Origin of the sequence: Nocardioides sp. BE266, from assembly GCF_031457855.1 — a bacterium.
GTDB lineage: Bacteria > Actinomycetota > Actinomycetes > Propionibacteriales > Nocardioidaceae > Nocardioides.
In genome coordinates this window covers 587,894-609,595 of sequence record NZ_JAURTI010000003.1, presented here as the reverse complement: position 1 = coordinate 609,595, position 21,702 = coordinate 587,894, and the positions used below count along the sequence as shown (strand labels likewise).

Annotated in this window: 20 protein-coding genes; 10 read left to right on the top strand and 10 right to left on the bottom strand. The window is 72.7% G+C overall.

The features are described from left to right. Positions 1–110: 110 nt before the first annotated feature. Positions 111–1,583, top strand: a complete 1,473-nt coding sequence (locus J2X46_RS11550; RefSeq protein WP_310250365.1) for a carboxyl transferase domain-containing protein — start codon at positions 111–113, stop codon at positions 1,581–1,583. A 193-nt stretch (positions 1,584–1,776) separates the two neighbouring features. On the opposite strand, the gene J2X46_RS11545 is transcribed toward J2X46_RS11550, so the two are convergent. From J2X46_RS11545 to pdhA, 5 genes are all read right to left on the bottom strand, one after another. Further along, positions 1,777–2,829, bottom strand: coding sequence for a hypothetical protein (locus tag J2X46_RS11545; RefSeq protein WP_310250363.1), 1,053 nt, complete (start codon positions 2,827–2,829; stop codon positions 1,777–1,779). Then, a complete protein-coding gene (locus tag J2X46_RS11540) occupies positions 2,822–4,312 on the bottom strand; it encodes a hypothetical protein (protein ID WP_310250361.1) in 1,491 nt (496 codons plus the stop codon). Before J2X46_RS11540 ends, J2X46_RS11545 begins: the two co-directional genes overlap by 8 nt. A gap of 136 nt (positions 4,313–4,448) precedes the next feature. Then, positions 4,449–5,975, bottom strand: coding sequence for a 2-oxo acid dehydrogenase subunit E2 (locus J2X46_RS11535; protein WP_310250359.1), 1,527 nt, complete (start codon positions 5,973–5,975; stop codon positions 4,449–4,451). A gap of 67 nt (positions 5,976–6,042) precedes the next feature. Beyond that, entirely contained in the window at positions 6,043–7,020 is a 978-nt protein-coding gene (locus J2X46_RS11530) for an alpha-ketoacid dehydrogenase subunit beta (protein ID WP_310250357.1), read from the bottom strand. After that, complete coding sequence (pdhA, locus tag J2X46_RS11525) at positions 7,020–8,144, bottom strand: pyruvate dehydrogenase (acetyl-transferring) E1 component subunit alpha (RefSeq protein WP_310250723.1); 1,125 nt, start codon at positions 8,142–8,144, stop codon at positions 7,020–7,022. Before pdhA ends, J2X46_RS11530 begins: the two co-directional genes overlap by 1 nt. 661 nt (positions 8,145–8,805) lie before the next feature. On the opposite strand from pdhA, the gene J2X46_RS11520 reads away from it, so the two are divergent. Further along, positions 8,806–9,954, top strand: coding sequence for a family 43 glycosylhydrolase (locus J2X46_RS11520; protein ID WP_310250355.1), 1,149 nt, complete (start codon positions 8,806–8,808; stop codon positions 9,952–9,954). A gap of 3 nt (positions 9,955–9,957) precedes the next feature. Here J2X46_RS11520 and J2X46_RS11515 read toward each other — a convergent pair whose 3' ends face one another. After that, on the bottom strand, positions 9,958–10,947 hold the full coding sequence (locus J2X46_RS11515) for a glutathione S-transferase C-terminal domain-containing protein (RefSeq protein ID WP_310250353.1): 990 nt from the start codon (positions 10,945–10,947) through the stop codon (positions 9,958–9,960). Positions 10,948–10,991: 44 nt separating this feature from the next. On the opposite strand from J2X46_RS11515, the gene J2X46_RS11510 reads away from it, so the two are divergent. The 3 genes from J2X46_RS11510 to J2X46_RS11500 all read left to right on the top strand — a co-directional run bounded on the left by J2X46_RS11510 (position 10,992) and on the right by J2X46_RS11500 (position 13,747). Further along, positions 10,992–11,777, top strand: a complete 786-nt coding sequence (locus J2X46_RS11510; RefSeq protein WP_310250351.1) for a metallophosphoesterase — start codon at positions 10,992–10,994, stop codon at positions 11,775–11,777. 150 nt (positions 11,778–11,927) lie between these two features. Further along, entirely contained in the window at positions 11,928–12,488 is a 561-nt protein-coding gene (locus tag J2X46_RS11505; protein ID WP_310250349.1) for a helix-turn-helix domain-containing protein, read from the top strand. After that, complete coding sequence (locus J2X46_RS11500) at positions 12,485–13,747, top strand: MFS transporter (RefSeq protein ID WP_310250347.1); 1,263 nt, start codon at positions 12,485–12,487, stop codon at positions 13,745–13,747. Before J2X46_RS11505 ends, J2X46_RS11500 begins: the two co-directional genes overlap by 4 nt. Positions 13,748–13,802: 55 nt before the next feature. Here the strand turns inward: J2X46_RS11500 and hisC are convergent, their stop codons facing one another. Together hisC and J2X46_RS11490 are read right to left on the bottom strand one after the other, a co-directional pair. Then, the gene (gene hisC / locus J2X46_RS11495; protein WP_310250345.1) at positions 13,803–14,876 is read right to left on the bottom strand and encodes a histidinol-phosphate transaminase; all 1,074 of its coding nucleotides are present in this window, start codon (positions 14,874–14,876) and stop codon (positions 13,803–13,805) included. A gap of 107 nt (positions 14,877–14,983) precedes the next feature. Further along, positions 14,984–15,565: a VanZ family protein gene (locus J2X46_RS11490; protein ID WP_310250344.1), complete on the bottom strand. Its 582-nt coding sequence runs from the start codon at positions 15,563–15,565 to the stop codon at positions 14,984–14,986. 174 nt (positions 15,566–15,739) lie between these two features. Between J2X46_RS11490 and J2X46_RS11485 the strand changes: the two genes are divergently transcribed. From J2X46_RS11485 to J2X46_RS11465, 5 genes are all read left to right on the top strand, one after another. Then, complete coding sequence (locus J2X46_RS11485) at positions 15,740–16,129, top strand: phage holin family protein (RefSeq protein ID WP_310250343.1); 390 nt, start codon at positions 15,740–15,742, stop codon at positions 16,127–16,129. 5 nt (positions 16,130–16,134) lie between these two features. Beyond that, positions 16,135–16,644, top strand: a complete 510-nt coding sequence (locus J2X46_RS11480) for a low molecular weight protein-tyrosine-phosphatase (RefSeq protein ID WP_310250342.1) — start codon at positions 16,135–16,137, stop codon at positions 16,642–16,644. Continuing rightward, positions 16,644–17,507 carry a fructosamine kinase family protein gene (locus J2X46_RS11475; RefSeq protein ID WP_310250341.1) on the top strand — a complete coding sequence of 288 codons (864 nt, stop codon included), beginning with the start codon at positions 16,644–16,646 and terminating at the stop codon, positions 17,505–17,507. The genes J2X46_RS11480 and J2X46_RS11475 overlap by 1 nt, the downstream gene beginning before the upstream one ends. An 86-nt stretch (positions 17,508–17,593) precedes the next feature. Then, on the top strand, positions 17,594–18,289 hold the full coding sequence (locus J2X46_RS11470) for a response regulator transcription factor (protein WP_310250340.1): 696 nt from the start codon (positions 17,594–17,596) through the stop codon (positions 18,287–18,289). Then, entirely contained in the window at positions 18,289–19,683 is a 1,395-nt protein-coding gene (locus J2X46_RS11465) for an ATP-binding protein (RefSeq protein WP_310250339.1), read from the top strand. The genes J2X46_RS11470 and J2X46_RS11465 overlap by 1 nt, the downstream gene beginning before the upstream one ends. Before the next feature lie 184 nt (positions 19,684–19,867). Here the strand turns inward: J2X46_RS11465 and J2X46_RS11460 are convergent, their stop codons facing one another. Both J2X46_RS11460 and J2X46_RS11455 read right to left on the bottom strand, forming a co-directional pair. Continuing rightward, a complete protein-coding gene (locus J2X46_RS11460) occupies positions 19,868–21,139 on the bottom strand; it encodes an anthranilate synthase component I family protein (RefSeq protein ID WP_310250338.1) in 1,272 nt (423 codons plus the stop codon). Continuing rightward, on the bottom strand, positions 21,136–21,696 hold the full coding sequence (locus tag J2X46_RS11455; protein WP_310250337.1) for an aminodeoxychorismate/anthranilate synthase component II: 561 nt from the start codon (positions 21,694–21,696) through the stop codon (positions 21,136–21,138). Before J2X46_RS11455 ends, J2X46_RS11460 begins: the two co-directional genes overlap by 4 nt. Between the last annotated feature and the right edge of the window lie 6 nt (positions 21,697–21,702).

The following is a 21,702-nucleotide window of genomic DNA, read 5'->3' as shown; positions in this document are numbered from 1 at the left end:
CACGGTAGACCCGACCGCCAGCGCGTCAGGAACGGCTTGTCAGCACATACCCACGCTGGTGTATGCCGCCCTACCCCTCCGGGTGGGCGCCGATGACCTAGCCTCGCCGCATGACGCGACTCAGCGCGCACGACCTCATCGACCTGGTCCTCGACCCCGACTCGTGGTCCTCCTGGGACACCCCGCCGTCGCGCGACGGCGTCTCGGAGGAGTACGCCGCCGAGCTCGCGGCGGCCGCCGAGAAGTCCGGCGTCGACGAGTCCGTGCTGACCGGCGAGGCCCGCATGCACGGGCGGCGGATCGGCGTCCTCGTGGGCGAGTTCGGCTTCCTGGCCGGGTCGATCGGCCGGGCCGCGGCCGACAGGATCGTGGCCGGCATCGAGCGCGCGACCCGCGAGGGCCTGCCGCTCGTGGCCGCCCCGGTCAGCGGTGGCACGCGGATGCAGGAGGGCACGCCCGCGTTCGTGCAGATGGTGCGCATCTCGGCGGCCGTCGCCGCGCACCGCACCGCAGGGCTGCCCTACCTCGTCTACCTCCGCAACCCGACCACCGGCGGGGTGATGGCGTCGTGGGGCTCGCTCGGGCACGTGACCGTCGCCGAGCCGGGAGCCCTCGTGGGCTTCCTCGGGCCGCGGGTCTACGAGGCCCTCTACGGCAAGCCCTTCCCCGTCGACGTACAGACGTCGGAGAACCTGTACGCCCACGGCATCATCGACGCGGTCCTGCCGCCCGACCAGATCGCCGACATCCTCGACCGCGCGCTGACGATCCTGATGGCCGCGCGCGAGGGCGTGGCGCCGGTCGCCGACCCTGGGCAGGAGGACGTGCCCGACGTCGACACGTGGGACTGCGTGACGCGATCGCGACGCCCGGACCGGCCGGGGGTGCGCCGGCTGCTGCGCTATGCCGCCAGCGACGTCGTACCCCTCAACGGGACGGGGCAGGGCGAGGCCGACCCCGGCCTGCTGATCGCGCTCGCCCGGTTCGGCGAGGCGCCGTGCGTCTTCCTCGGCCAGGACCGGCGCGGCCAGACGACCGACCACCCGCTCGGGCCGGAGGCGCTGCGCGAGGCACGGCGCGGGATGCGGCTGGCGTCCGAGCTCGGGTTGCCGCTGGTGACCGTGATCGACACCCAGGGAGCGGCGCTGTCGGCCGACGCCGAGAACGGCGGCCTCGCCGGCGAGATCGCGCGGTGCCTCGCCGACCTTGTCACGCTCGACGCGCCGACCCTGTGCCTGATGCTCGGCGAGGGCAACGGCGGCGGCGCGCTCGCGCTGCTGCCCGCCGACCGCGTCGTCGCCGCCCAGCACGCCTGGCTCTCGCCGCTGCCACCGGAGGGCGCGTCTGCCATCGTGCACCGCGACCTCGACCACGCCGCCGAGATGGCGCGCGCCCAGCAGGTGCGGGCGATCGACCTCTACCGCCGCGGCATCGTCGACCGGATCGTCGCCGAGAAGCCCGACGCCGCCGACGAGGCCGAGGCCTTCTGCCACCGCGTCGGCGCCGTGCTCGAGCACGAGCTCAGCGCGCTGGTCGCCGCCGGCCCCGGGTCACCCGAGAAGCGGGCCCGCCGCTACGTCTGACCGTCCGGGCTCGGGCGGTGGTCCACCTACATTTCGGCGCGCTCGAATGTGGGTGGGCCACCGCTCGCCGGCGCGGCACCGGCATGTCGTACGCCGGGCGGTGATCCACCTACATTCCGGCGCGCCCGAATGTGGATGGGCCACCGCTGGGCGGTGCGTGAGACAGGTTCTGGGGCGCCAGAACCTGTCTCACTCACCGCTCGTCGGAGGAGTCCTCGGTGCCGTCGGCGCGCTCGGCGGCGTCGGCGGCGGCCTCGTCCTGGGCCTCGACGACCTCGGCCTCGGTGACGGCCTCGGGCTCGTCGGCGGGCTCGGGGTCGGCAGCGGCCTCGACGGGCGACTCCTCGACGGGTTCGGGGAGCGCCACGCCGGGCACGGTGCCGGTGAGGGTGGCGAGCATCTGGCGCACGTTGGAGAGCTGTGCGTTGATGCTGTCGCGGCGCTGGGCGGCGGCGGTGAGCTCGCGCTCGGACTCGGCACGGACGCGGTCGGCGGTGGCACGGGCTTCGGAGACCATCGAGGTCGAGCGCTCGTCGGCGTCGGCGAGCATCCGCGAGATCCGGGCCTCGGCCTCGGCGCGGCTGCGTTCCATCGCGGCCTCGGCGTCACGGTTGCGGGCGGTCATCGCGTCGAGCTCGGCCTGCGTCGCGGCCTGCTGGGCCTGGAACTCCGAGGTGGCCTTCTGCCGGCGCTCGGCGAGGGTCGTCTCGAAGTCGGCCGCGGCCTGGGCGGCCTTGGCGCGCTGGTCCTCGTGGAGCGCCTCGGCCTCGGCGCGGCGGGCGGAGGCGTCGCGCTCGGCGGCGTCGCGCTCGGAGTCGGCGGCGGTGCGGGCGTCGGCGACGAGACGCGCGCTCTCGGCCTCGGCGTCGCGCCGGGTCTCCTCGGCGTAGCGGTCGGCGTCCTGCCGCAACGCTCCCACCTCGACGTCGGCGTCCTTGCGCAGCGCCTCGATCTCGCCGACCACGCGGTCGCGGATCTCCGCGGCCTCGGTCTCGGCGAGCGAGAGGATCTGCCCGACGCGCTCACCGAGGTGGGCGTACGTCGGCTGCTCAGCCTGCTGCGCCTCACGCGAGACCAGCGCCTCGCGGGACGCCGCGGCCTCGGACCGCGCCTGCTCAGCCGCCTCCTCGGCCTCCTCGACGCGCTGACGCAGGGCCGCGAGCTCGTCCTGCGCGGCGCTGAACGCTCGCTCCACCTCCACCGGGTCGTAGCCGCGGCGCACGCTGGTGAACAGTTCTTCAGGCATCGGGGGTCTCCTGGTCGGGCTGGAACTCGGGGGCGAAGGGGTGGGGTTCGGGTGAGGTCTGGGCGGCCCGCGGCGGGTCGGGCTCGGTCTGGGCGAGGCTCGGCTGGCCGGTCTCGGACACCGACAGCGCCTCGATGACGCCCGACCACTGGCCGAGCTCGGCGACGATGCCGTCGCGCCGGGTCTGGAGCTGGGCGATCTCGGCGCGGGCTCGCTCGAGGGCGAGGCGGGCGCTCTCACGGAGCTTGTCGGCCTCGGCGCGGCCCTCGGCGACGTGGGCGACCGCCTCCTCGCGGGCACGGCGTCGCTCCTCTGCGGCCTCCGCGCGCGAACGGGTGACCTCCTCGGCGACGAGGGCCCGCAGGCTGGCGGCGCCGGTCTCGGCCTCGGCCCGGCGGCGCTCGAGGCGCTCGACGGCGCGCTCGGACTCGTCGGTGGCGTCGGCGATGATGCGCACGGCCTCGGCCTCGGCCTGCTCGAGCACGGCTCGCGCCTCGGCCTTCCGCTCCTCGGCCGCGTGGAACGAGTCCTGCGCAACCTCCTCGGCGCGCTGCTTGGCCTCGGCCTGCTCGAGCGCCACCCGGCCGTTGACCGCGGCAATGACGCCCTGCACCCGCTGGCGTACGAGCCGGGCGTGGTCGCCGGCGTCGGCGTGGGCGGCCTTGCGGATCGAGTCGGCCTCGGTGGCGGCGCCGGCGAGGACCGACTCCACCGTGCGGGTGGCCCACTCGGTCTGCTCCGCCGCGTGGCGCAGCTTCTCGTCGCTCTCGGCGCGGGCGGCGGCGAGGGTCTCCTCGGCGGCGACGCGCATGCGGTCGACCTCGGCCCCGGTCGTACGCCGCATCTCCTCGACGTGCAGCCCGGCGTCGTCGCGCATCCGGGCGGCGTCGATGGAGGCGGTGGAGCGGAGGGACTCGGCCTCGGCGGTCGCGGAGTCGAGGTGCTGCTGGCCGGCCGCACGGGCCTCCTCGACCAGCCGGGCGGCGGTCTCCTGGGCGGCCGTGACGGTCGACTCGGCCTCGGTCCGGGCCCCCTCGAGGAGCTCGGCCTTCTCCAGCGCGGCAGTCTCGCGCAGCTCCTGGGACTCGGCGCGGAGCGCGACGGCGTCGTCCTGGGCCTGGGCGCGGAGCTTCTCGCCCTCGATGCGGGCGGCCTCGACCTGCTCGTCGCGCGCGCCCGACGCGGAGGCCATCAGCAGGGCGGCCTGCTCGTTGGCGTCGAGGACGATCGTCGAGGCCTCCTCCGAGGCGCCGGAGAGCACCTGCTCGGCCTGCTTGCGCGCCCGGCCGGCCTCGGCGCGGTCGCGCTCGGCCTCGACCTTCAGCAGGCGCGCTTCCTCGCGGAGGCCGGCGAGGTCGGCGGTGAGCCGCTCGGCCTCGAGGCGGGCCTCGCTGACGAGCTGGTCGGCGACCTGCTGGGCCCGCGCGAGCAGGGCAGAGGTCGAGGACTCCCCGGGCGGCGTGACCGGGGCATCGTCGTTCATCCCACTGCTCCTCTCCGGCCGAGTCCGACGCCGCTCATCTTCTCAGGCTCGAGCAAGGGACAACAGGGGTGGTCCGCCGCCTGACCACACCCCGTCGGGTGGACACACGCCGACCGGGCACGAAGTGCCCGGTCGCTCAGAAGAGCAGGGCCGTACCCGGGTCCTGGAGCATCCCGGCCACGTCGGCGAGGAAGCGCGAGCCCTTCTCGCCGTCGATGTGGCGGTGGTCGAACGACAGCGCCAGCGTCGTGACGTCGCGTACGACGATCTCGCCCGTCGCCTCGTCGACCCACGGCCGCTTGTTGATCGCGCCGAAGCACAGGATCGCGGACTCGCCCGGGTTGATGATCGGCGTGCCGGCGTCGACGCCGAAGACGCCGACGTTGGTGATGGTGAACGTGCCGCCCGCCATCTCCGCCGGCTGCGTCTTGCCCTCGCGCGCGGTGGCAGTGAGCCCGCCCAGCGCGGCGGCCAGCTCGGTCATCGAGAGGGCGTCGGCGTCCTTGACGTTGGGCACGACGAGGCCGCGCGGGGTGGCGGCCGCGATGCCGAGGTTGACGTAGTGCTTGTAGACGACCTCCTGTGCGGCCTCGTCCCAGAAGGAGTTGATCTCCGGCGTGCGCTTCATCGCGAGGATGACGGCGCGGGCGAGGACCAGCAGCGGGCTGACCTTGGTGTCGCGGAACTCGGGACGCTTCTTCAACCGGGCCACGAGCTGCATGGCGGCGGTGACGTCGACGGTGATCCACTCGGTCACGTGCGGGCTGGTGAAGGCCGACTGGCTCATCGCCGTCGCCATCATCTTGCGCACGCCCTTGATCGGCTCGCGGGTCTCGCGCTCACCCGGCGCAGAGGCGTACGCCACGGGCGCAGCCGGGGTCTCGACTGCGCTCGACCGACCGGACACGGCTCCCTGCACGTCGTCGCGGGTGATCGAGCCCGAGGGCCCCGAGCCGGTGAGGGTGGTCAGGTCGACGCCGAGGTCCTTGGCGAGCTTGCGCACCGGCGGCTTCGCCAGGGCGCGTACGCCACCCGGCTCCTGCGCCGCGGCCGGCACCAGTGCCTCGGCAGGAGCCGTCAGCGCCGCCCGCTGATCGGTCGCCGGGACCGGCGACTCGTCGGCCGGCATGACCTCGTCGGACTGCGCGCCGCCCGGGGCGAACGCACCCTGGACCTGCATCTGCGTCTGCGCACCGGCCTCGGTGCTCGGCGAGGCCGAGCCGCGGCGGGCCCTGCGCATCGGGCCGCGCTCGGCCTTGATCCGGCCGACGAGGGACGCGCCCTCCATCGAGCCGGAGGCAGCCGGGTTGGACAGGTCGATGTCGGCCGGGTCGACCTGTGCCTCGGCGGCACCGGCCTTCTCGGCCATGCCGAGGTAGGGGTCGGACTCGGTCTGCTCAGTGGGAGCGGACGGCGCCGGCTCCTCGCCGGGAGCGCCGATCGAGATGATCGGGGTGCCGACGGGGATGGTCTCGCCCTCGGGGACGAGCAGCGCCAGGACGGTGCCCTCGAACGGCGAGGGCAGCTCGACGAGCGACTTGGCGGTCTCGATCTCGACGATCACGTCGTTGATCTCGATGGTGTCGCCGACCTTGACCTTCCAGGCCACGATCTCGGCCTCGGTGAGGCCCTCGCCGACGTCGGGAAGAAGGAACTCAGACATCAGGATCCTTTCGGAGATCCTTGGTTTCGACACGGTCGCTGCGCGACCTGCTCAACCAGCGGATGGATCAGTAGGCGAAGGAGCGGTCGACGGCGTCGAGCACCCGGTCAAGGTCGGGGAGGTACTCCTCCTCGATCCGCGACGGCGGGTAGGGCATGTCGAACGCGCCGACGCGCAGGACCGGGGCCTCGAGGGAGTAGAAGCACTCCTCCGTGACCCGGGCCGCGACCTCGGCACCCATGCCGAGGTTGACGTGCGCCTCGTGGGTGACGACGCAGCGGCCGGTGCGGCGTACGGACTCGTAGACCGGCAACATGTCGAGCGGCGACAGCGTGCGCAGGTCGATGACCTCGAGGTTGCGACCCTCGGACTCGGCGGCCTCGGCAGCCTTCAGCGCGGTCTTGACCGTCGGACCGTAGGCCAGGACGGTCGCGTCGGTGCCGGCGCGTACGACACGCGAGGTGAACAGCGGCTCGGGGGTCGCCGACTCGTCGAGCTCGGCCTTGTCGGCGTGGTACTGCCGCTTGGGCTCGAGGAAGATGACCGGGTCGTCGTGGGCGATGGCCTGCTGGATCATCCAGTAGCCGTCGACCGGGTTGGAGCAGGCCACGACCTTGAGGCCGGGGGTGTGCGCGAACTGCGCCTCCGGGCTCTCGGAGTGGTGCTCGACCGCACCGATGCCACCGCCGAAGGGGATGCGGATGACGATCGGCATCTTCACCTTGCCCTGCGAGCGGTAGGTGTACTTGGCGACCTGGCACACGATCTGGTCGTAGGCGGGGTAGACGAAGCCGTCGAACTGGATCTCGATGACGGGGCGGTAGCCGCGCAGCGCCATGCCGACCGCGGTGCCGACGATGCCGGACTCCGCGAGGGGCGAGTCGATGACCCGGTCCTCACCGAAGTCCTTCTGCAGGCCGTCGGTGATGCGGAAGACGCCGCCGAGCTTGCCGACGTCCTCGCCCATCAGGAGGACCTTGTCGTCGTCCTCCATCGCCTTGCGCAGGCCCATGTTGAGGCCCTTGGCGAGGGTGATCTTGCTCATCAGTGGGCTCCTTCGAACGACTCGAGGTAGGCAGCGAAGCCGTCGCGCTGGGCGGCGATCTCGTCGGTCATCTCGGTGAAGACGTAGCCGAACTGGTCGAGCGGCTTGGGGTCGGGCAGCGCCTTGCAGCCCTCGCGGAGGTGGTGGCCCAGCTCCTTGGCCTCGGCGTCGAGGTCGTCGAAGAACTGCTGGTCGACCAGGCCGTTGCGGCGGAGGTAGACCTTGAGCCGCTCGATCGGGTCCTTGAGCTTCCAGTGCTCGAGCTCGTCGTTGAGGCGGTAGCGGGTCGGGTCGTCGGTCGTGGTGTGCGCGCCCATCCGGTAGGTGTAGGCCTCGACGAACGACGGACCGTTGCCCTCACGCGCACGCTGCAGCGCGGCCTTCGTGACGGCGTACGTCGCCAGCACGTCGTTGCCGTCGACGCGGATGCCCGGGAAGCCGAAGCCCAGCGCGCGCTGGTAGAGCGGGATGCGGGTCTGGCGCTCGATCGGCTCGGAGATGGCCCACTGGTTGTTCTGGCAGAAGAACACCACGGGGGCGTTGTAGGAGGCGGCGAAGATGAACGCCTCGTTGACGTCGCCCTGTGACGACGCGCCGTCGCCGAAGTGGGCGATCACGGCCGAGTCGCGCTCGGGGTCGCCGGTGCCGACGACGCCGTCGCGCTGCATGCCCATGGCGTAGCCGGTGGCGTGCAGGGTCTGGGCGCCGATGACGATGGTGTAGAGCCCGAAGTTGTTCTCGTTGGGGTCCCAGCCGCCCTGGTCGACGCCGCGGAAGAGGCCGAGCAGGCGGAGCGGGTCGACGCCCTTGCAGTAGGCGACACCGTGCTCGCGGTAGGTCGGGAAGACGTAGTCCTGCGGGCGCAGAGCGCGGCCGGCGCCGATCTGGGCGGCCTCCTGGCCGAGCAGCTGGGCCCAGATGCCCAGCTCGCCGTGGCGCTGCAGTGCGGTCGCCTCGACGTCGATGCGCCGGGTCAGCACCATGTCGCGGTAGAGGCCGCGCAGCTCCTCGGCGGAGAAGTCGTGGTCGAACTCGGGGTGGTGGACGCGCTCACCCTCGGGCGTCAGCAGCTGGACGAGGTCGGGGCCACCGTCGGACTGGGAGGGTCCGAAGACCTCCGCCAGGTCGGGGCCGAAGGTGTCACTCCCGTGGGAGGCAGGATCGGACAACGCAGTCTCCTTCAACAGCTAGCGGCAGTCCCGGGATCGCCGGACGCCGACGGCTTGCAGCGTGGCCGTCGGCGTGTGTGACCCCGACCACATGATGGCTTCAACGTAACGGCCGCAGCCTGCCAGCACCAATCTGGAGGGCCTCCTCCGGGAGGTCACGGAGGGGTCCTGCGAGCAGACAGACGAGCCGGCGCCGATGGACTCGTGGGTGATCCATCGACGCCGGCTCCCTCCATGGGGGGTGGAGGCTCGGGCGGCATGTCTGCAGCGCCCGGAGTTCAATCCGAGTTCAGTCCCCGTCGAGCCCTCGTCTCCCGGACGACCTCCCGAGTGAGAGTCCGGGAGGACCGACGAGGCTCATGTCGCCCCCCTGTCCGACGTGTCGTCGGCCCTCCCGTATCCGCGGCCCCCTGCAACACCCCCGTGCTCTCCGCGAACGCTCTCCGCACAGCATCGGGATCGCAGGGGCAGACGAAAAGACCCCTGCGCGAAGATTGGGCAAGCGTGCGGGGACGCTTGACGGTTTCTGGACGACGCGTGCCGATCAGCGGCCCACCGGACCAGACCGGACGTAGCCTGACGGCCTGCCGAGACGGCCGAACCGGGGGTGCGAGCGATGCGAGACCTGACCCGCGGGCTGCTCGCGGTCGCCGTTGCGGCGCTCGCGCTCGGCACCTCCTCGCCCGTCTCCCGGGCCGACGTGACGACCTTCCCGCCCCGCCCGCTCTTCTGGGAGCAGCCGCTCGCCGACCCGTCGGTGGTCCACGACGGCACCCGGTGGTTCGCGGCCGGCACCGGCTGGCGCGGCGGGACCAGCACGAGCGCGCAGGAGTACGGCGGCTGGGTGCCCGGCGCACCGTTGCTCGACTCGCGGCCGCTGTGGGCGCGCAACGGCGACGTGTGGGCACCGGAGATCGAGCGCGCGCCCGACGGCACCTGGCTGGCCTACTACTCCGTCCCGGTCACCGGGCTGCCGAACCTCACCGACCGCTGCATCGGGGTGGCCACCTCGCCCGACCTCGCGACCCCGTTCACGCCGCTGCACTCCCAGCCCCTCGCGTGCCCGGCGGGGGCCGCGACCGTCGCCGCCAGCGACGTCGTACCCACCGAGGCGGGGCTGCCGCGCCGAGGCGTCATCGACCCGTCGTCCTACGTCGCTCCCGACGGGCGGCGGTTCCTGCTCTACCGCACGCAGGGCACGCCGTCCTCGATCCGGATGGTGCGACTCACCCGCAGCGGGCTGCGCGCCGCCGGGCCGAGCCGCGCGATCCTGCGCGACCCCGGCGTCGTGGAGAACCCGGAGCTGGTCGACGCGGGCGGGCGGCACCACCTGCTGCTGAGCCGCGGCGACTTCGGGCGCTGCGGCTACCGCACCGTGTGGCGCGCGTCGGCCTCGGTCCGCAAGGGCTGGCAGACGGCGCCGGAGCGGGTGCTGCTCGACCAGGCGTCGACGGGGATCTGCGGGCCGGGCGGTGCCGACTACGTCGCGACCACGCCCAACCGGCTGTTCGTCCACGGCTGGGTCTGCGACGGGGTCAACGGGCCGTGCGAGTCGTCGTACTCCTCGCACGCGGACACGCTCGGCCGCGGGCACCGGGTGCTCTACCTCGCCCGCCTGCGCTGGACGAAGGACGGCCCGCGGCTGGCGCGCTTCGGCCAGGGGCCCGCGTGGACGGCGCCGCCGAGCCCGACACCGACGCCCACACCGACACCGACGCCCAGTCCTCCGCCGACGAGCCCGACTACCCCGCCGCCGACAGGCTGAGGATCAGCCCCGACCGTGGGGCGTGAGCCAGCCCGACTCGTCAGGCCCGGCGGGCACGATGCCGGTGGGGTTGATGTCCTCGTGGACGACGTAGTAGTGCTTCTTGATCTGGTCGAAGTCGACCTCGTCGGCGAAGCCGGGCGTCTGGAAGAGGTCGCGGGCGTAGCCCCAGAGGTGCGGCATCTCGGTGAGCTTGTTGCGGTTGCACTTGAAGTGGCCGTGGTAGACCGCGTCGAAGCGTACGAGCGTGGTGAAGAGCCGCACGTCGGCCTCGGTGATGCGCTCGCCCATCAGGTAGCGGCGGTCGGCGAGGCGCTCCTCGACCCAGTCCAGCGCGGCCCAGAGCCGGCCGTAGGCCTCCTCGTAGGACTCCTGCGTCCCGGCGAAGCCGCAGCGGTAGACCCCGTTGTTGATCTCGGTGAAGATCCGCTTCATCACCGGCTCCATCTCCGCGCGGAGGTCGGCGGGCCACAGGTCCGGGGCGTCGGGGTGCCGGTGGTCGCGCCACTCGAAGAAGAGGTCGTGGGTGATCTGCGGGAAGTCGTTGGTGACGACCTGGCCGGACTCGACGTCGACGATCGCCGGCACGGTGATGCCGCGAGGGTAGTCGGGCTGGCGGGCGAAGTAGGCCTCCTGCAGGCGCTCGATGCCGAGCACCGGGTCGCGGCCGCCGGGGTCGAGGTCGAAGGTCCAGCTCCGCTGGTCGTGCGTCGGACCGGGGGCTCCCCAGGAGAGGACGTCCTCGAGCCCGAGCAGGCGTCGGACGATGATCGAGCGGTGCGCCCAGGGGCACGCGCGGGCGGCGACCAGGCGGTAGCGACCCGGCTCCACCGACCACACCGGGACGTCGCGCGGGCTGTCCTTGGAGCCGCTGGGGAACTCCGCGTCGAGCGGGTCGGCCGACGCCTCCCCGGCCAGGATCCGGTCGGGGAGGTAGGTCATGTCGCGCTCGAAGGACTCGCCGTGCGTGGCGTAGCTCGCGGTGTCGTTCACCTTTCAAACACTAGCGACGGTGCCTTGCGGCGTACGGTCTGACGGTGACCGCGACCTTCGCCACCAGCGACCCCCACGGCCACCTCGCGGAGCTGACCGCCGCCCTCCACGCCGCCGGGCTCGTCGATGCGGGGAACCGCTGGTCCGGCGGTGACGCCCGGCTCTGGGTGCTCGGCGACCTGCTGGACCGCGGACCCGACGGGTTGGGCGTGATCGCGCTCGTACGACGCCTCGTGGACGAGGCCGCAGCCGCCGGTGGAGCCGTGCTCCCGCTGCTCGGCAACCACGAGGTCATCGCCCTGGGCACCCGCCTCTTCGGTGATGCCGAGGTCGTGCACCGCGGGGTCGTGCGGACCTTCTCCTCCATCTGGGAGCGCAATGGCGGCCTGGCCACGGACCAGGCCGGGATCGACGAGGAGCTGTTCGCCTGGCTGGCCGGCCTGCCCGCGATCGGGCGCGACGGCGACCACCTGCTGATGCACTCCGACACGGTCGGCTACCTCGAGTGGGGCGGCTCGGTCGACGAGATCAACGCCGCCGTCCGCGAGGCCCTGGCCGGCGACGACCCCGTCGCGTGGTTCGACGTGCTCGTCCGGCTGGGGCAGCGCCACGAGTACGCCGGACCCTCGGGCGCAGCCGTCGCCCGCGCGTTCCTCGACCGCCTCGGCGGCCACCGCATCGTCCACGGCCACAGCATCATCGGCGACCTCTTCGACGAGCCCTGCGACTCCTACGACGAGCCCCGGCTGTACGCCGACGGCCTCGCGCTCGACATCGACGGCGGGATCTACGAGGGCGGGCCCTGCCTGGTCGTCCGCCTCTCGGGGTAGTCCAGTGGCGGATGGTCGTCGATCCCAGGTAGTCCAGTGACCGATGGTCGTCGATCCGCCTCCGGGACAGCCACTTGCCACTGGACTATGTCGACCTAGTTCTGCAAAGAAGTGTTTGCAAATGACTCTTTGCAGTCGTAGCCTCGGGCCATGGCCTCCTCGATCACGCCCGACATCGCCGGCCTCCGCGCGCTGAGCCACCCCGTCCGGCTGCGGATGCTGACGCTCCTGCGCGGCGACGGGCCGGCGACGGCCACCACGCTGGCGCAGCGCCTGGACCTCAACACCGGCGCGACGTCGTACCACCTGCGCCAGCTCGCGCAGCACGGCTTCATCGTCGAGGACACCGAGCGCGGCAACGCGCGCGACCGGTGGTGGAAGGCCGCGCACGAGAGCACGCGCACCGACTTCCGCGAGGAGGGCGTCGTCGACAGCGACGTCGAGGCCTACCTCAGCACCGTCGCACTGATGTACGCCGACCGCATGCGCGCGGCGGTCTCGGAGATGGCCTTCCTGCCCGAGGAGTGGGGCACGGTCGGCACGCTCAGCGACTGGGAGGTGCGGGTCACCCCGACCCAGGCGCAGGCGCTCACCCAGGCACTCGTCGCGGTGATCGAGGACGTCGAGGACTCCGACGACGCGGACGCCGCCCCCTTCGTGGTCAACATCAACGCCTTCGTGCGTCCCGGCCAGCAGTGGGGCGAGTCGTGACCACGCGCCGCCCCCTCGTCGGCGGGCTCGTCGCCGAGGGCATCTCCTTCGTGGGCACCCGGATCTCGATGATCGCGATCCCGTGGTTCGTGCTGTCGACGACCGGCTCGGCGACGCAGACCGGTCTCGTGGCCGCCGCCGAGATCACGCCGCTGGTGCTGTTCAAGGCGCTCGGCGGGCCGTTGCTCGACCGTGTCGGGCCGCGCCGGGTGACCCTGACCTGCGACCTCCTGTCGGCCTTCGTGGTCGCCTCGATCCCGCTGCTGCACCACCACGGGCTGCTGACCTTCCCGGCGCTGCTGGTCCTGGTCGCGGTCGCCGGTGCGCTGCGCGGGCCGGGCGACGCCGGCAAGGCGGCGATGAGCCCCGAGATCGCCCGCACTGCCGGCTACTCGCTCGAACGGGTCTCCGGACTCGCCGCCGCCATCGAGCGCACCTCGTCGATGGCGGGCGCCGCGCTGGCCGGCGTGCTGGTCGCCTCGGTCGGCGCGGCCAACGCGCTCTACGTCGATGCCGCCTCGTTCCTCGTCTCGTTCGTGGTCTTCGGGATCGCGACCTCGGGCCTGGGCCGGCCGGTCCCGCCCGACGTCGCGGCCGACCCGACGTCGTACGCCCAGGAGCTGCGGCAGGGCTGGGACTTCCTGCGCACCGAGCCGGTGCTCGTCGCGATCTGCGCGATGGTGGCGGTGACCAATCTCGTCGACCAGGCCTACACCGCGGTGCTCGCGCCGGTCTGGGCGAAGGAGTCGGGCGCCGGCGTGGCCGTGCTCGGCACGCTGTTCGCGGTGATGAGCGGCGCGTCGGTGCTCGGCGCGCTGGCGGCCGCGCGGTGGGGCGAGACGCTGCCGCGCTTCCGGACCTACGTCATCGCGTTCCTCATCGCAGGCGCGCCGCGCTTCGTCGCCATGGCACTGGAGTCGCCCGTGTGGGCGGTCTTCGCGGTGACGGTGGTCGCCGGCATCGCGTCGGGCTTCCTCAACCCGATCCTCGGCGCGGTGATCCTGGAGCGGATCCCGGCCCCGCTGATGGGCCGGGTCTCCTCGCTCAACACCGCGATCTGCTGGTCCCTGATGCCCCTCGGCGGCGTGCTCGGCGGCCTCGCGGTCGCCGGGCTGGGCCTCTCGCCGGCGCTGCTCGTGGCCGGGGCGGCGTACTTCATCACGACGATGGCCCCGACCCGGCTGGCGTCCTTCCGGCAGATGGACCGCGCGCCGGCCGACCCAGCGCCTCCCGAGCGGGACTTGTCAGGCTCTCGCTGAACTTGTCGGCCCGTGCACGGCCTGACAAGTTCAGCGATCCCCGGTCAGCCGGGGATCACTGGGGCGCGAAGCGGGCGGCCACCTCGACGACGCGGTCGAAGGCCTCGGACTCGCCGATGCTGACGCGCACGCCGTCGCCGGCGAAGGGGCGCACCGAGATGCCGACCTCGCCACACGCGGCGGCGAAGTCGAGGGCCCGGTCGCCCAGCGGGAACCACACGAAGTTGCCCTGCGCCTCGGGGAGGTCCCAACCGACCTCGCGCAACCGCGCGAGCAGGTCGGTACGCCGCTCGACGAGGTCGGCGACCCGCGCGAACAGCTCGTCCTGAGCCTCGAGGGAGGCGATCGCGGCGGCCTGGGCGACGTGGCTGACGCCGAACGGCAGCGAGACCGCGCGGAGCGCGCCGGCCAGCGGCGCCGGCCCGACGGCGTACCCGACGCGGAAGCCGGCGAGGCCGTAGGCCTTGGAGAAGGTGCGCGTCAGCACGACGTTGTCATGCGCGCGGTAGGTCGCGACGCCGTCGATGGCGTCGTCCATCCGGACGAACTCGAGGTAGGCCTCGTCGACCACGACCAGCACGTGCGGCGGCACCTTCGCGATGAAGGCGTCCAGCTCGGTCTGCGTCACGGCGGGGCCGGTCGGGTTGTTGGGCGTGCAGACGATGACGACCTTGGTGCGGTCGGTGACCGCGGCGGCCATCGCGTCGAGGTCGTGGCGCCCGTCGGCGGTCACCGGCACCTGGACGCTCGTCGCGCCACCGGCGGTGACGGCGATCGGGTAGGCCTCGAAGGAGCGCCAGGCGTAGACGACCTCGTCGCCGGGCTCGCAGAAGGCGTTGACCAGCTGGTAGATCAGCCCCACCGAGCCCGTGGCCGCGGCCAGGTCCTCGACCGGCACGCCCATCGCCTCGCCGAGGGCCGCGTAGAGCGCGGTGCTACCCATGTCGGGGTAGCGGTTCATCTGCGCCGCCGCCTCGGTCGCCGCCTCCAGCACGCCGGGCAGCGGCGGGTAGGGGTTCTCGTTGGAGGAGAGCTTGTAGGACGTCAGCCCGGGCTGGGCGACGGGCGGCTTGCCGGCGACGTAGGTGGGGATGGCCAGCACGTTCGGTCGCGGCTGAGGAGAGGTCATGTCCGAACCCTAGTTGGGCGCGAGGCACGAGCGTCCGGCGTGGGTGAGGAGGTTGAGCACGCCCGCGACCGAGGGACGAGGTCGCGACGGCACGTCGAAACACACGCTCAGGTGCGCGTTGGTCTCCGGCCCCGCCACGGCCTCACGACCGGCAGCAGCACGACGCCGATCGCGAAACCGATCCCGGCGCCGAGGACGTTGTCGACCATGTCGGTGACGTCGCACGCCCGGTCGAGCCGGGCGAGCTGGAGCTGGGTGAACTCGATCGCGAGGCTGTACGCCGCCAGCACGCCGAGGCCGAGGGGCGCGAGCACGACCCCCGCCCACCAGCGACCGACCGCCAGCACGAGGAACAGCCCGGCCGGGACGAAGAGCAGCACGTTGAGCGTGCGCTGGTCGAGGCCGAGCACCTCGAACGTCGTGCCCGACGGGCCGCCGTAGTCCCACGAGCAGGTCTCGCTGCGGCCCTCGGCGGGCACCACCCCGACGTCGGGCCGGGTCGGCACGAGCGTCACCAGGGCGATGGCCACCAGCGACCACAGCAGCCCGGCGACCGCGACGGCGGAGGCGGTGCCGAGCCAGCGCCGGGTGACGAGCGCGAGCAGCGCGGCCACGACGCCGGCGAGCAGCGCGCCGAGCACCATCACGCCCGTCCCGCCGATCGTCACCACGTCGGCGAGGGTAGCCACCCACCGCTGGTTGAGCAGGGCGCCCCGGCGCCCGTGTCGAAACCGAGGTGACCGGTGGCCCTTGGTTTCGACACGCTCGCTGGCGCTCGCTGCTCAACCGGCGGGTCCTCGCTGGCGCTCGCTGCTCAACCGGCGGGGGCCTCGAGCACACGCGGCTTGGCTAGGGTCACCTCCATGCGCTTCGTGACGTGGTTGCTGACGTACGCCGCCGGGCTGGCCGTGGCGGCGCAGCTGCTGGACGGCATCTGGTTCGACGGGCCGAAGAACGGGCAGGCCGAGCTCCAGGAGAAGATCGTGCCGCTGCTGTTCGTGGCGCTGATCCTCGGCCTGGTGTCGACGTTCATCGAGCCGGTGATCAAGCTGCTCTCGCTGCCGTTCATCATCCTGACGCTGGGCTTCCTGCTGCTGGTGATCAACGCGCTGATGCTGATGCTGACCGCCCGGCTCGCCGACGCCTTCGACCTCGGCTTCCACGTCGACGGGTTCTGGAACGCGCTCGTCGGCGCCATCATCGTCACCATCGTCGGCTGGGGCGTCCGGACGGCCCTGCCGGCCCGGGACTGAGGCGCGTGCGGCTCCCCGAGCCCCGCACGCCCGGCCGCTACCGCATCGCGCTGGTGTGCCTGGGCAACATCTGCCGCTCGCCGATGGCGCACGTCGTGCTGGAGAGCCGGCTCGCCGACGCCGGGCTCGACGACCGGGTCGAGGTCGAGTCCTCGGGCACCGGCGGCTGGCACGTCGGCAACCCGATGGACCGCCGCGCCGCCGCCACGCTCAGCACCGCGGGCTACGACCCGAGCCGCCACCGCGCGCAGCAGTACGACGCCTCCTGGCCCGCGGCGTACGACCTGGTCCTCGTGATGGACGAGGCCAACCTGGCCGACGTCGGTGGTCGCGCAGAGCGGGTCGGGCTGTTCCGGGACCTCGATCCGGTCGATCCGGGTGGTGAGGTACCGGACCCGTACTACGGTGGGGCCGACGGGTTCGAGGAGGTGCTGGCGATGGTCGAGCGCACGAGCGACGCGATCGTGTCCGCGGTGGGTGGTGCGCTGGAGGCAGCGCCCGAGGAGCCCGCCTGATGGCTCGCCAGCCGCTGGTCGCCAAGCGCGCCGAGGAGCTCCTCGGCGCGTCCGTGGTGGCCACCTCGCCGGTCGCCGGCGGCGACATCGCGACGGCGACCCGGCTGCGCCTGTCCACCGGGCAGACCGCGCTGATGAAGACGCTGCCGCACGCCCCGGAGGGGTTCTTCGAGGCCGAGGCGGCCGGGCTGCGCTGGCTCGCCGAGGTCGACGGCGGCGTGCCGCTGCCCGAGGTGCTCGGCGCGGCCAGCGACTGCGTGATCCTCGAGTGGGTCGAGCAGAGCCCCAAGACGCCGGTCGAGGCGGCCACCACCTTCGGCCAGCAGCTCGCCACGACCCACGCGGCAGGCGCCGACGGCTGGGGCCTGGACCACGACGGCTTCATCGGCAAGCTCCCGCTGCCCAACAAGACGGCCGGCTCGTGGCCGGAGTTCTACGCCGTGCGCCGGGTCCTCCCCTACCTCAAGCTCGCCCGCGACCGCGGCGCGATCACCGACGAGGACGCCGCCTCCGTCGAGGCGGTCGTCAGCCGCTTGACCGACCTGCTGCCCGACGAGCAGCCCGCCCGGCTGCACGGCGACCTCTGGAACGGCAACTGCCTCTGGGGCCAGGACCTCGCCATCCACGTCATCGACCCGGCCGCCCACGGCGGCCACCGCGAGGTCGACCTGGCGATGCTCCACCTCTTCGGCCTCACCCACCTGCAGCGGGTGGTCGCGGCCTACGACGAGGCCACCCCGCTCACCGAGGGCTGGGAGGAGCGGCTCGGCATCCACCAGCTGTTCCCGCTGCTCGTGCACGCCTGCATGTTCGGCGGCGGGTACGGCGCCCGGGCCGGGGCGGTCGCAGCGCGCTACGCGTGAGTCGAGTGCTCAACCCGTCGTAGTCGCCGCGGGGCTGCGCACTCGACGTTCAGGATCTGCTCAGGCGTGGCTGGCATCCTTGCGCTGTGAACGACACCCGACCCCGCGTGCTCGTCGTCGACGACGACCGCGCCGTGCGTGACTCGCTGCGCCGGTCGCTGGAGTTCAACGGCTACGAGGTCGCGCTGGCCGCCGACGGCGCCGAGGCGCTGGTGACCCTGGGCGCGAACCACCCCGACGTCGTGGTGATCGACGTGATGATGCCGCGCCTCGACGGGATCGAGACCACGCGTGCGCTGCGGGCTGCGGGCAACGACGTACCCGTGCTGGTGCTGACCGCGCGCGACGCGGTCGGCGACCGGGTAGAGGGCCTCGACGCCGGCGCCGACGACTACCTCACCAAGCCCTTCGCCCTCGAGGAGCTGCTCGCGCGGCTGCGGGCGCTGCTGCGCCGCGTCGTGCCCGACCCCGACGCCGAGGGCGAGGTGCTGACCTTCAGCGACCTCACCATGGACGTCTCGAGCCGCGACGTCTCGCGCGGCGGCCGGCCGATCGAGCTGACCCGCACCGAGTTCACGCTGCTCGAGATGTTCCTGCGGCGCCCGCGCCGGGTGCTCGAGCGCTCCTTCATCCTCGAGGAGGTCTGGGGCTACGACTTCCCGACCAGCGCGAACTCGCTGGAGGTCTACGTCGGCTACCTCCGCCGCAAGACCGAGGCCGAGGGCGAGCCGCGCCTGATCCAGACGGTGCGAGGCGTCGGTTACGTGCTCAAGGAGTCGTGATGCCAGCCTCCACGTGGCCCGACGGCCGCTGGCACTACCGGAGGTCGCTCGCCTCGCGGGTCGCGGTGCTGACCACGCTCGCGCTCGGCATCTCGATCGCCATCATGGCGTTCACCGCGTTCATTGTGATGCGCCAGCAGCTGATGAGCTCGCTCGACGAGTCGCTGCTCAACCGCGCGCACAAGGCGACCGCCTTCACGACCCTGTCGGAGATCACCGCCAAGGGCGCGCCGGCGTGGATGCTCGGCGCCGCCGACGTGCGGATCATCTTCATCACCGCCGAGGGTCGCGGCATGACCGGCGACGACGTCCCGCACTTCGCCATCGGCCGGCCCGAGCTCGACGTCGCGTCGGGGCAGTCAGACTCGTCGGTACGCACCCTGGTCACCGACGAGGGCGAGCGGTTCCGCGTCGCGACGGTCCAGGCCGGGAGCGGGACAGCGCTGATCCTGGCGCAGCCGCTCACCGCCAACGACCGCACGCTCGAGAAGCTCAGCGGCGTCCTCTTCGTCTTCGGCGCGCTCGGCGTGCTGGCCGCACTGATGGCCGGCTGGATCGTGGCACGCAGCGGCCTGAGGCCCGTACGACGGCTCACCTCCGCGGTCGAGCGGATCGCCGTCACCGAGGACCTCACGCCGCTGCGGGTCGAGGGCGACGACGAGGTCGCCCGACTCGCGACCGCCTTCAACCAGATGCTGCTGGCCCTCGGCGCCTCCCGCGACCGGCAGCGTCGGCTGGTGGCCGACGCCAGCCACGAGCTGCGTACGCCGCTGACCTCGCTGCGCACGAACCTCGACCTGCTCCGCCAGGCCGAGGGCAACACGGCGCTGCCGCCCGAAGCACGGCTCGAGCTGCTCGACGACGTGCGCGGCCAGATCGAGGAGCTCAGTGCGCTCGTCGGCGACCTCGTCGAGCTGGCCCGCGACGAGCCGATGACGCGCGTCGTCGCGCAGGTCGACCTCGCCGAGGTCGTCGAGCGGGCCGTGACCCGAGTGCGCCGCCGCGCGCAGGGCATCTCCTTCGACCTCGAGCTCGACCACTGGCCGGTCGTCGGCGACTCCAGCAGCCTCGAGCGGGCGGTGACCAACCTCCTCGACAACGCCGGCAAGTGGAGCCCGCCCGAAGGCACCGTGACGGTCCGGCTGGCCGAGGGCGTGCTCACCGTCGACGACGAGGGCACCGGCATCGCGGAGTCCGACCGGCCGCACGTCTTCGAGCGGTTCTTCCGCTCCGAGGAGTCACGCGCGATGCCCGGCTCGGGACTCGGGCTGGCGATCGTGCGCCAGGTCGTCGACCGTCACGGTGGCCGGATCGAGGTCTCGGAGTCCCCCTCCGGCGGCGCTCGCTTCTCGCTCTGGCTGCCCCGGGTGGCCGTCGACGCCCCCGCTGGTTGAGCAGCACCCCGCCGGTTGAGCAGCCCCCTCCCCCGCTGGTTGAGCAGCACCCCCGCTGGTTGAGCAGGGCGAGGAACGAGCCCGTGTCGAAACCGAGGGCCTTGGTTTCGACACGCTCGCTTCGCTCGCTGCTCAACCAGCGGGTGTGGTTCGCTCGCTGCTCAATCGGCGGCGTGGTCGAGGCTCAACCAGCGGCGGGAGGATTGTCGAAGACCCGCAGCAGCCGCTCGGCCTTCCACTCCGACTCCGCCCACTCCTCCGCGACGTCGGACTTCACCGTGATGCCCCCGCCGGTGCCGAGGGTCCAGGTGCCGCTGCCGTCGGTCATCAGCGACCGGATCACGACGCCCAGGTCCGCCGGGCCGTCGCCGCCGATCCACCCGAACGCACCGGCGTACACGCCTCGCGGGGTCGACTCGACCTCCTCGATGATCTCCATCGTGCGCAGCTTGGGCGCGCCCGTCATCGAGCCCGCGGGGAAGAGCGCGTGCAGCGCCGCGACCGTGCTGACGTCGTCGCGCAGCCGACCGCGGACGGTGGAGACGAGCTGGTGCACCGACTCGTAGGACTCGACCTCCATCAGCGCCGGCACCTCGACCGACCCGACCTCGCAGACCAGGGAGAGGTCGTTGCGGAGCAGGTCGACGATCATCAGGTTCTCGGCACGCGTCTTCGGGTCGCTCGCCAGCCGGACCCGGTGGGCCTCGTCCTCCTCCGCCGTCTCGCCGCGCGGCGTCGTGCCCTTGATCGGCTTGGTCTCCAGGTGCCGGTCGGGGGTGATGAGGGCGTACCTCTCCGGCGAGCTCGACAGCAGCCACGCGCGGGCGCCGTCGACGTCGTGCTGGAGGAACCCGCTGTACGGCGCCGGGTTGAGCTCGCGCAGCCGGAGGTAGGCCGACACCGGGTCGAGGTCGGCCTCGCGGGCCAGCCGGTGGGTGAGGTTGACCTCGTAGGAGTTGCCCGCGTGGAGGTGCTCCTGGACGGCCGCGAAGGCGGCGGCGTACTGGGTTGTCAGGCTCTCGCTGAACTTGTCAGGCCGTGCACGGGCCGACAAGTTCAGCGATCCCCGGTCAGCCGGGGATTCCGAAGCGGCGTGCTCGAACACCCGCACCGCCGACGGCCGCATCCAGACCGCGTCGGGGAGCAATGGATCGGGCGCGGCCGGGAGGTCGGTGCGGCTGGCGTAGCCGAGGTAGCCGAACCACTGCTCCCCCGCGCCGATGCGGTCCTCGAGCACGGCGAAGACGTCGTCGCCGACGACCGTCGACGAGCCGCCGGACCACTCGCGCACCTCGCGCCGGGCGGCCGAGAAGGTGAGCGAGACGTCGTCCTCGTCGAGCCAGCCGATGATCGAGCGGCGCCCCGACCACTCGCGCGCGCCGCCGCCGTCGAGCCAGAAGCACCGCGGGTGCTCGGCCGCGACCGAGGTGAAGAAGGAGACCGGGTCGTCAGTCATGAGAGGAAGTTCCTGACCATCGCCTCGCCGTGGGCGGAGAGGATGGACTCGGGGTGGAACTGCACGCCCTCGAGCGGGAGGTCGCAGTGGCGCACGCCCATCACGACGCCGTCCTCGGTCCACGACGTCTCCACCAGGCTCTCCGGCACCTCGACCGCCGCGAGCGAGTGGTAGCGGACGGCGGCGAAGCCCTGCTCCAGCCCGGCAAAGACACCGGCCCCGTCGTGCCGGATGGCGGCCACCTCCCCGTGCGCCGGGTCGACACGCGCCACCGTGCCGCCGTACGACGTCACGAGGCCCTGCATGCCCAGGCACACCCCGAGCACGGGGCGGGACCCGGCGCGCAGCACCTCGGTGCCGACCGCGAAGTCGACGGGCGAGGCCGGGTGGCCCGGGCCGGGCGAGAGCACCACGTGCGAGTGCCGCAGCACCTCGTCGGGCTCGACCTCGTCGTGCTGGACGACGCGGGGCAGCGTGCCGGTGACGGCGGCGACGAGGTGCACCAGGTTCCACGTGTAGGAGTCGTGGTGGTCGACCACGATCACGTCCGGCGTCACGCGCCG

Excerpts from the sequence above, each read along its gene's own strand:
- J2X46_RS11545 (WP_310250363.1), bottom strand. The coding sequence starts at position 2,829 with ATGCCTGAAGAACTGTTCACCAGCGTGCGCCGCGGCTACGACCCGGTG.
- J2X46_RS11530 (WP_310250357.1), bottom strand. The coding sequence starts at position 7,020 with ATGAGCAAGATCACCCTCGCCAAGGGCCTCAACATGGGCCTGCGCAAG.
- J2X46_RS11540 (WP_310250361.1), bottom strand. The coding sequence starts at position 4,312 with ATGAACGACGATGCCCCGGTCACGCCGCCCGGGGAGTCCTCGACCTCT.
- J2X46_RS11485 (WP_310250343.1), top strand. The coding sequence starts at position 15,740 with ATGCGCTTCGTGACGTGGTTGCTGACGTACGCCGCCGGGCTGGCCGTG.
- J2X46_RS11550 (WP_310250365.1), top strand. The coding sequence starts at position 111 with ATGACGCGACTCAGCGCGCACGACCTCATCGACCTGGTCCTCGACCCC.
- J2X46_RS11535 (WP_310250359.1), bottom strand. The coding sequence starts at position 5,975 with ATGTCTGAGTTCCTTCTTCCCGACGTCGGCGAGGGCCTCACCGAGGCC.
- J2X46_RS11505 (WP_310250349.1), top strand. The coding sequence starts at position 11,928 with ATGGCCTCCTCGATCACGCCCGACATCGCCGGCCTCCGCGCGCTGAGC.
- hisC (WP_310250345.1), bottom strand. The coding sequence starts at position 14,876 with ATGACCTCTCCTCAGCCGCGACCGAACGTGCTGGCCATCCCCACCTAC.
- J2X46_RS11520 (WP_310250355.1), top strand. The coding sequence starts at position 8,806 with ATGCGAGACCTGACCCGCGGGCTGCTCGCGGTCGCCGTTGCGGCGCTC.
- J2X46_RS11460 (WP_310250338.1), bottom strand. The coding sequence starts at position 21,139 with ATGACTGACGACCCGGTCTCCTTCTTCACCTCGGTCGCGGCCGAGCAC.
- J2X46_RS11465 (WP_310250339.1), top strand. The coding sequence starts at position 18,289 with ATGCCAGCCTCCACGTGGCCCGACGGCCGCTGGCACTACCGGAGGTCG.
- J2X46_RS11475 (WP_310250341.1), top strand. The coding sequence starts at position 16,644 with ATGGCTCGCCAGCCGCTGGTCGCCAAGCGCGCCGAGGAGCTCCTCGGC.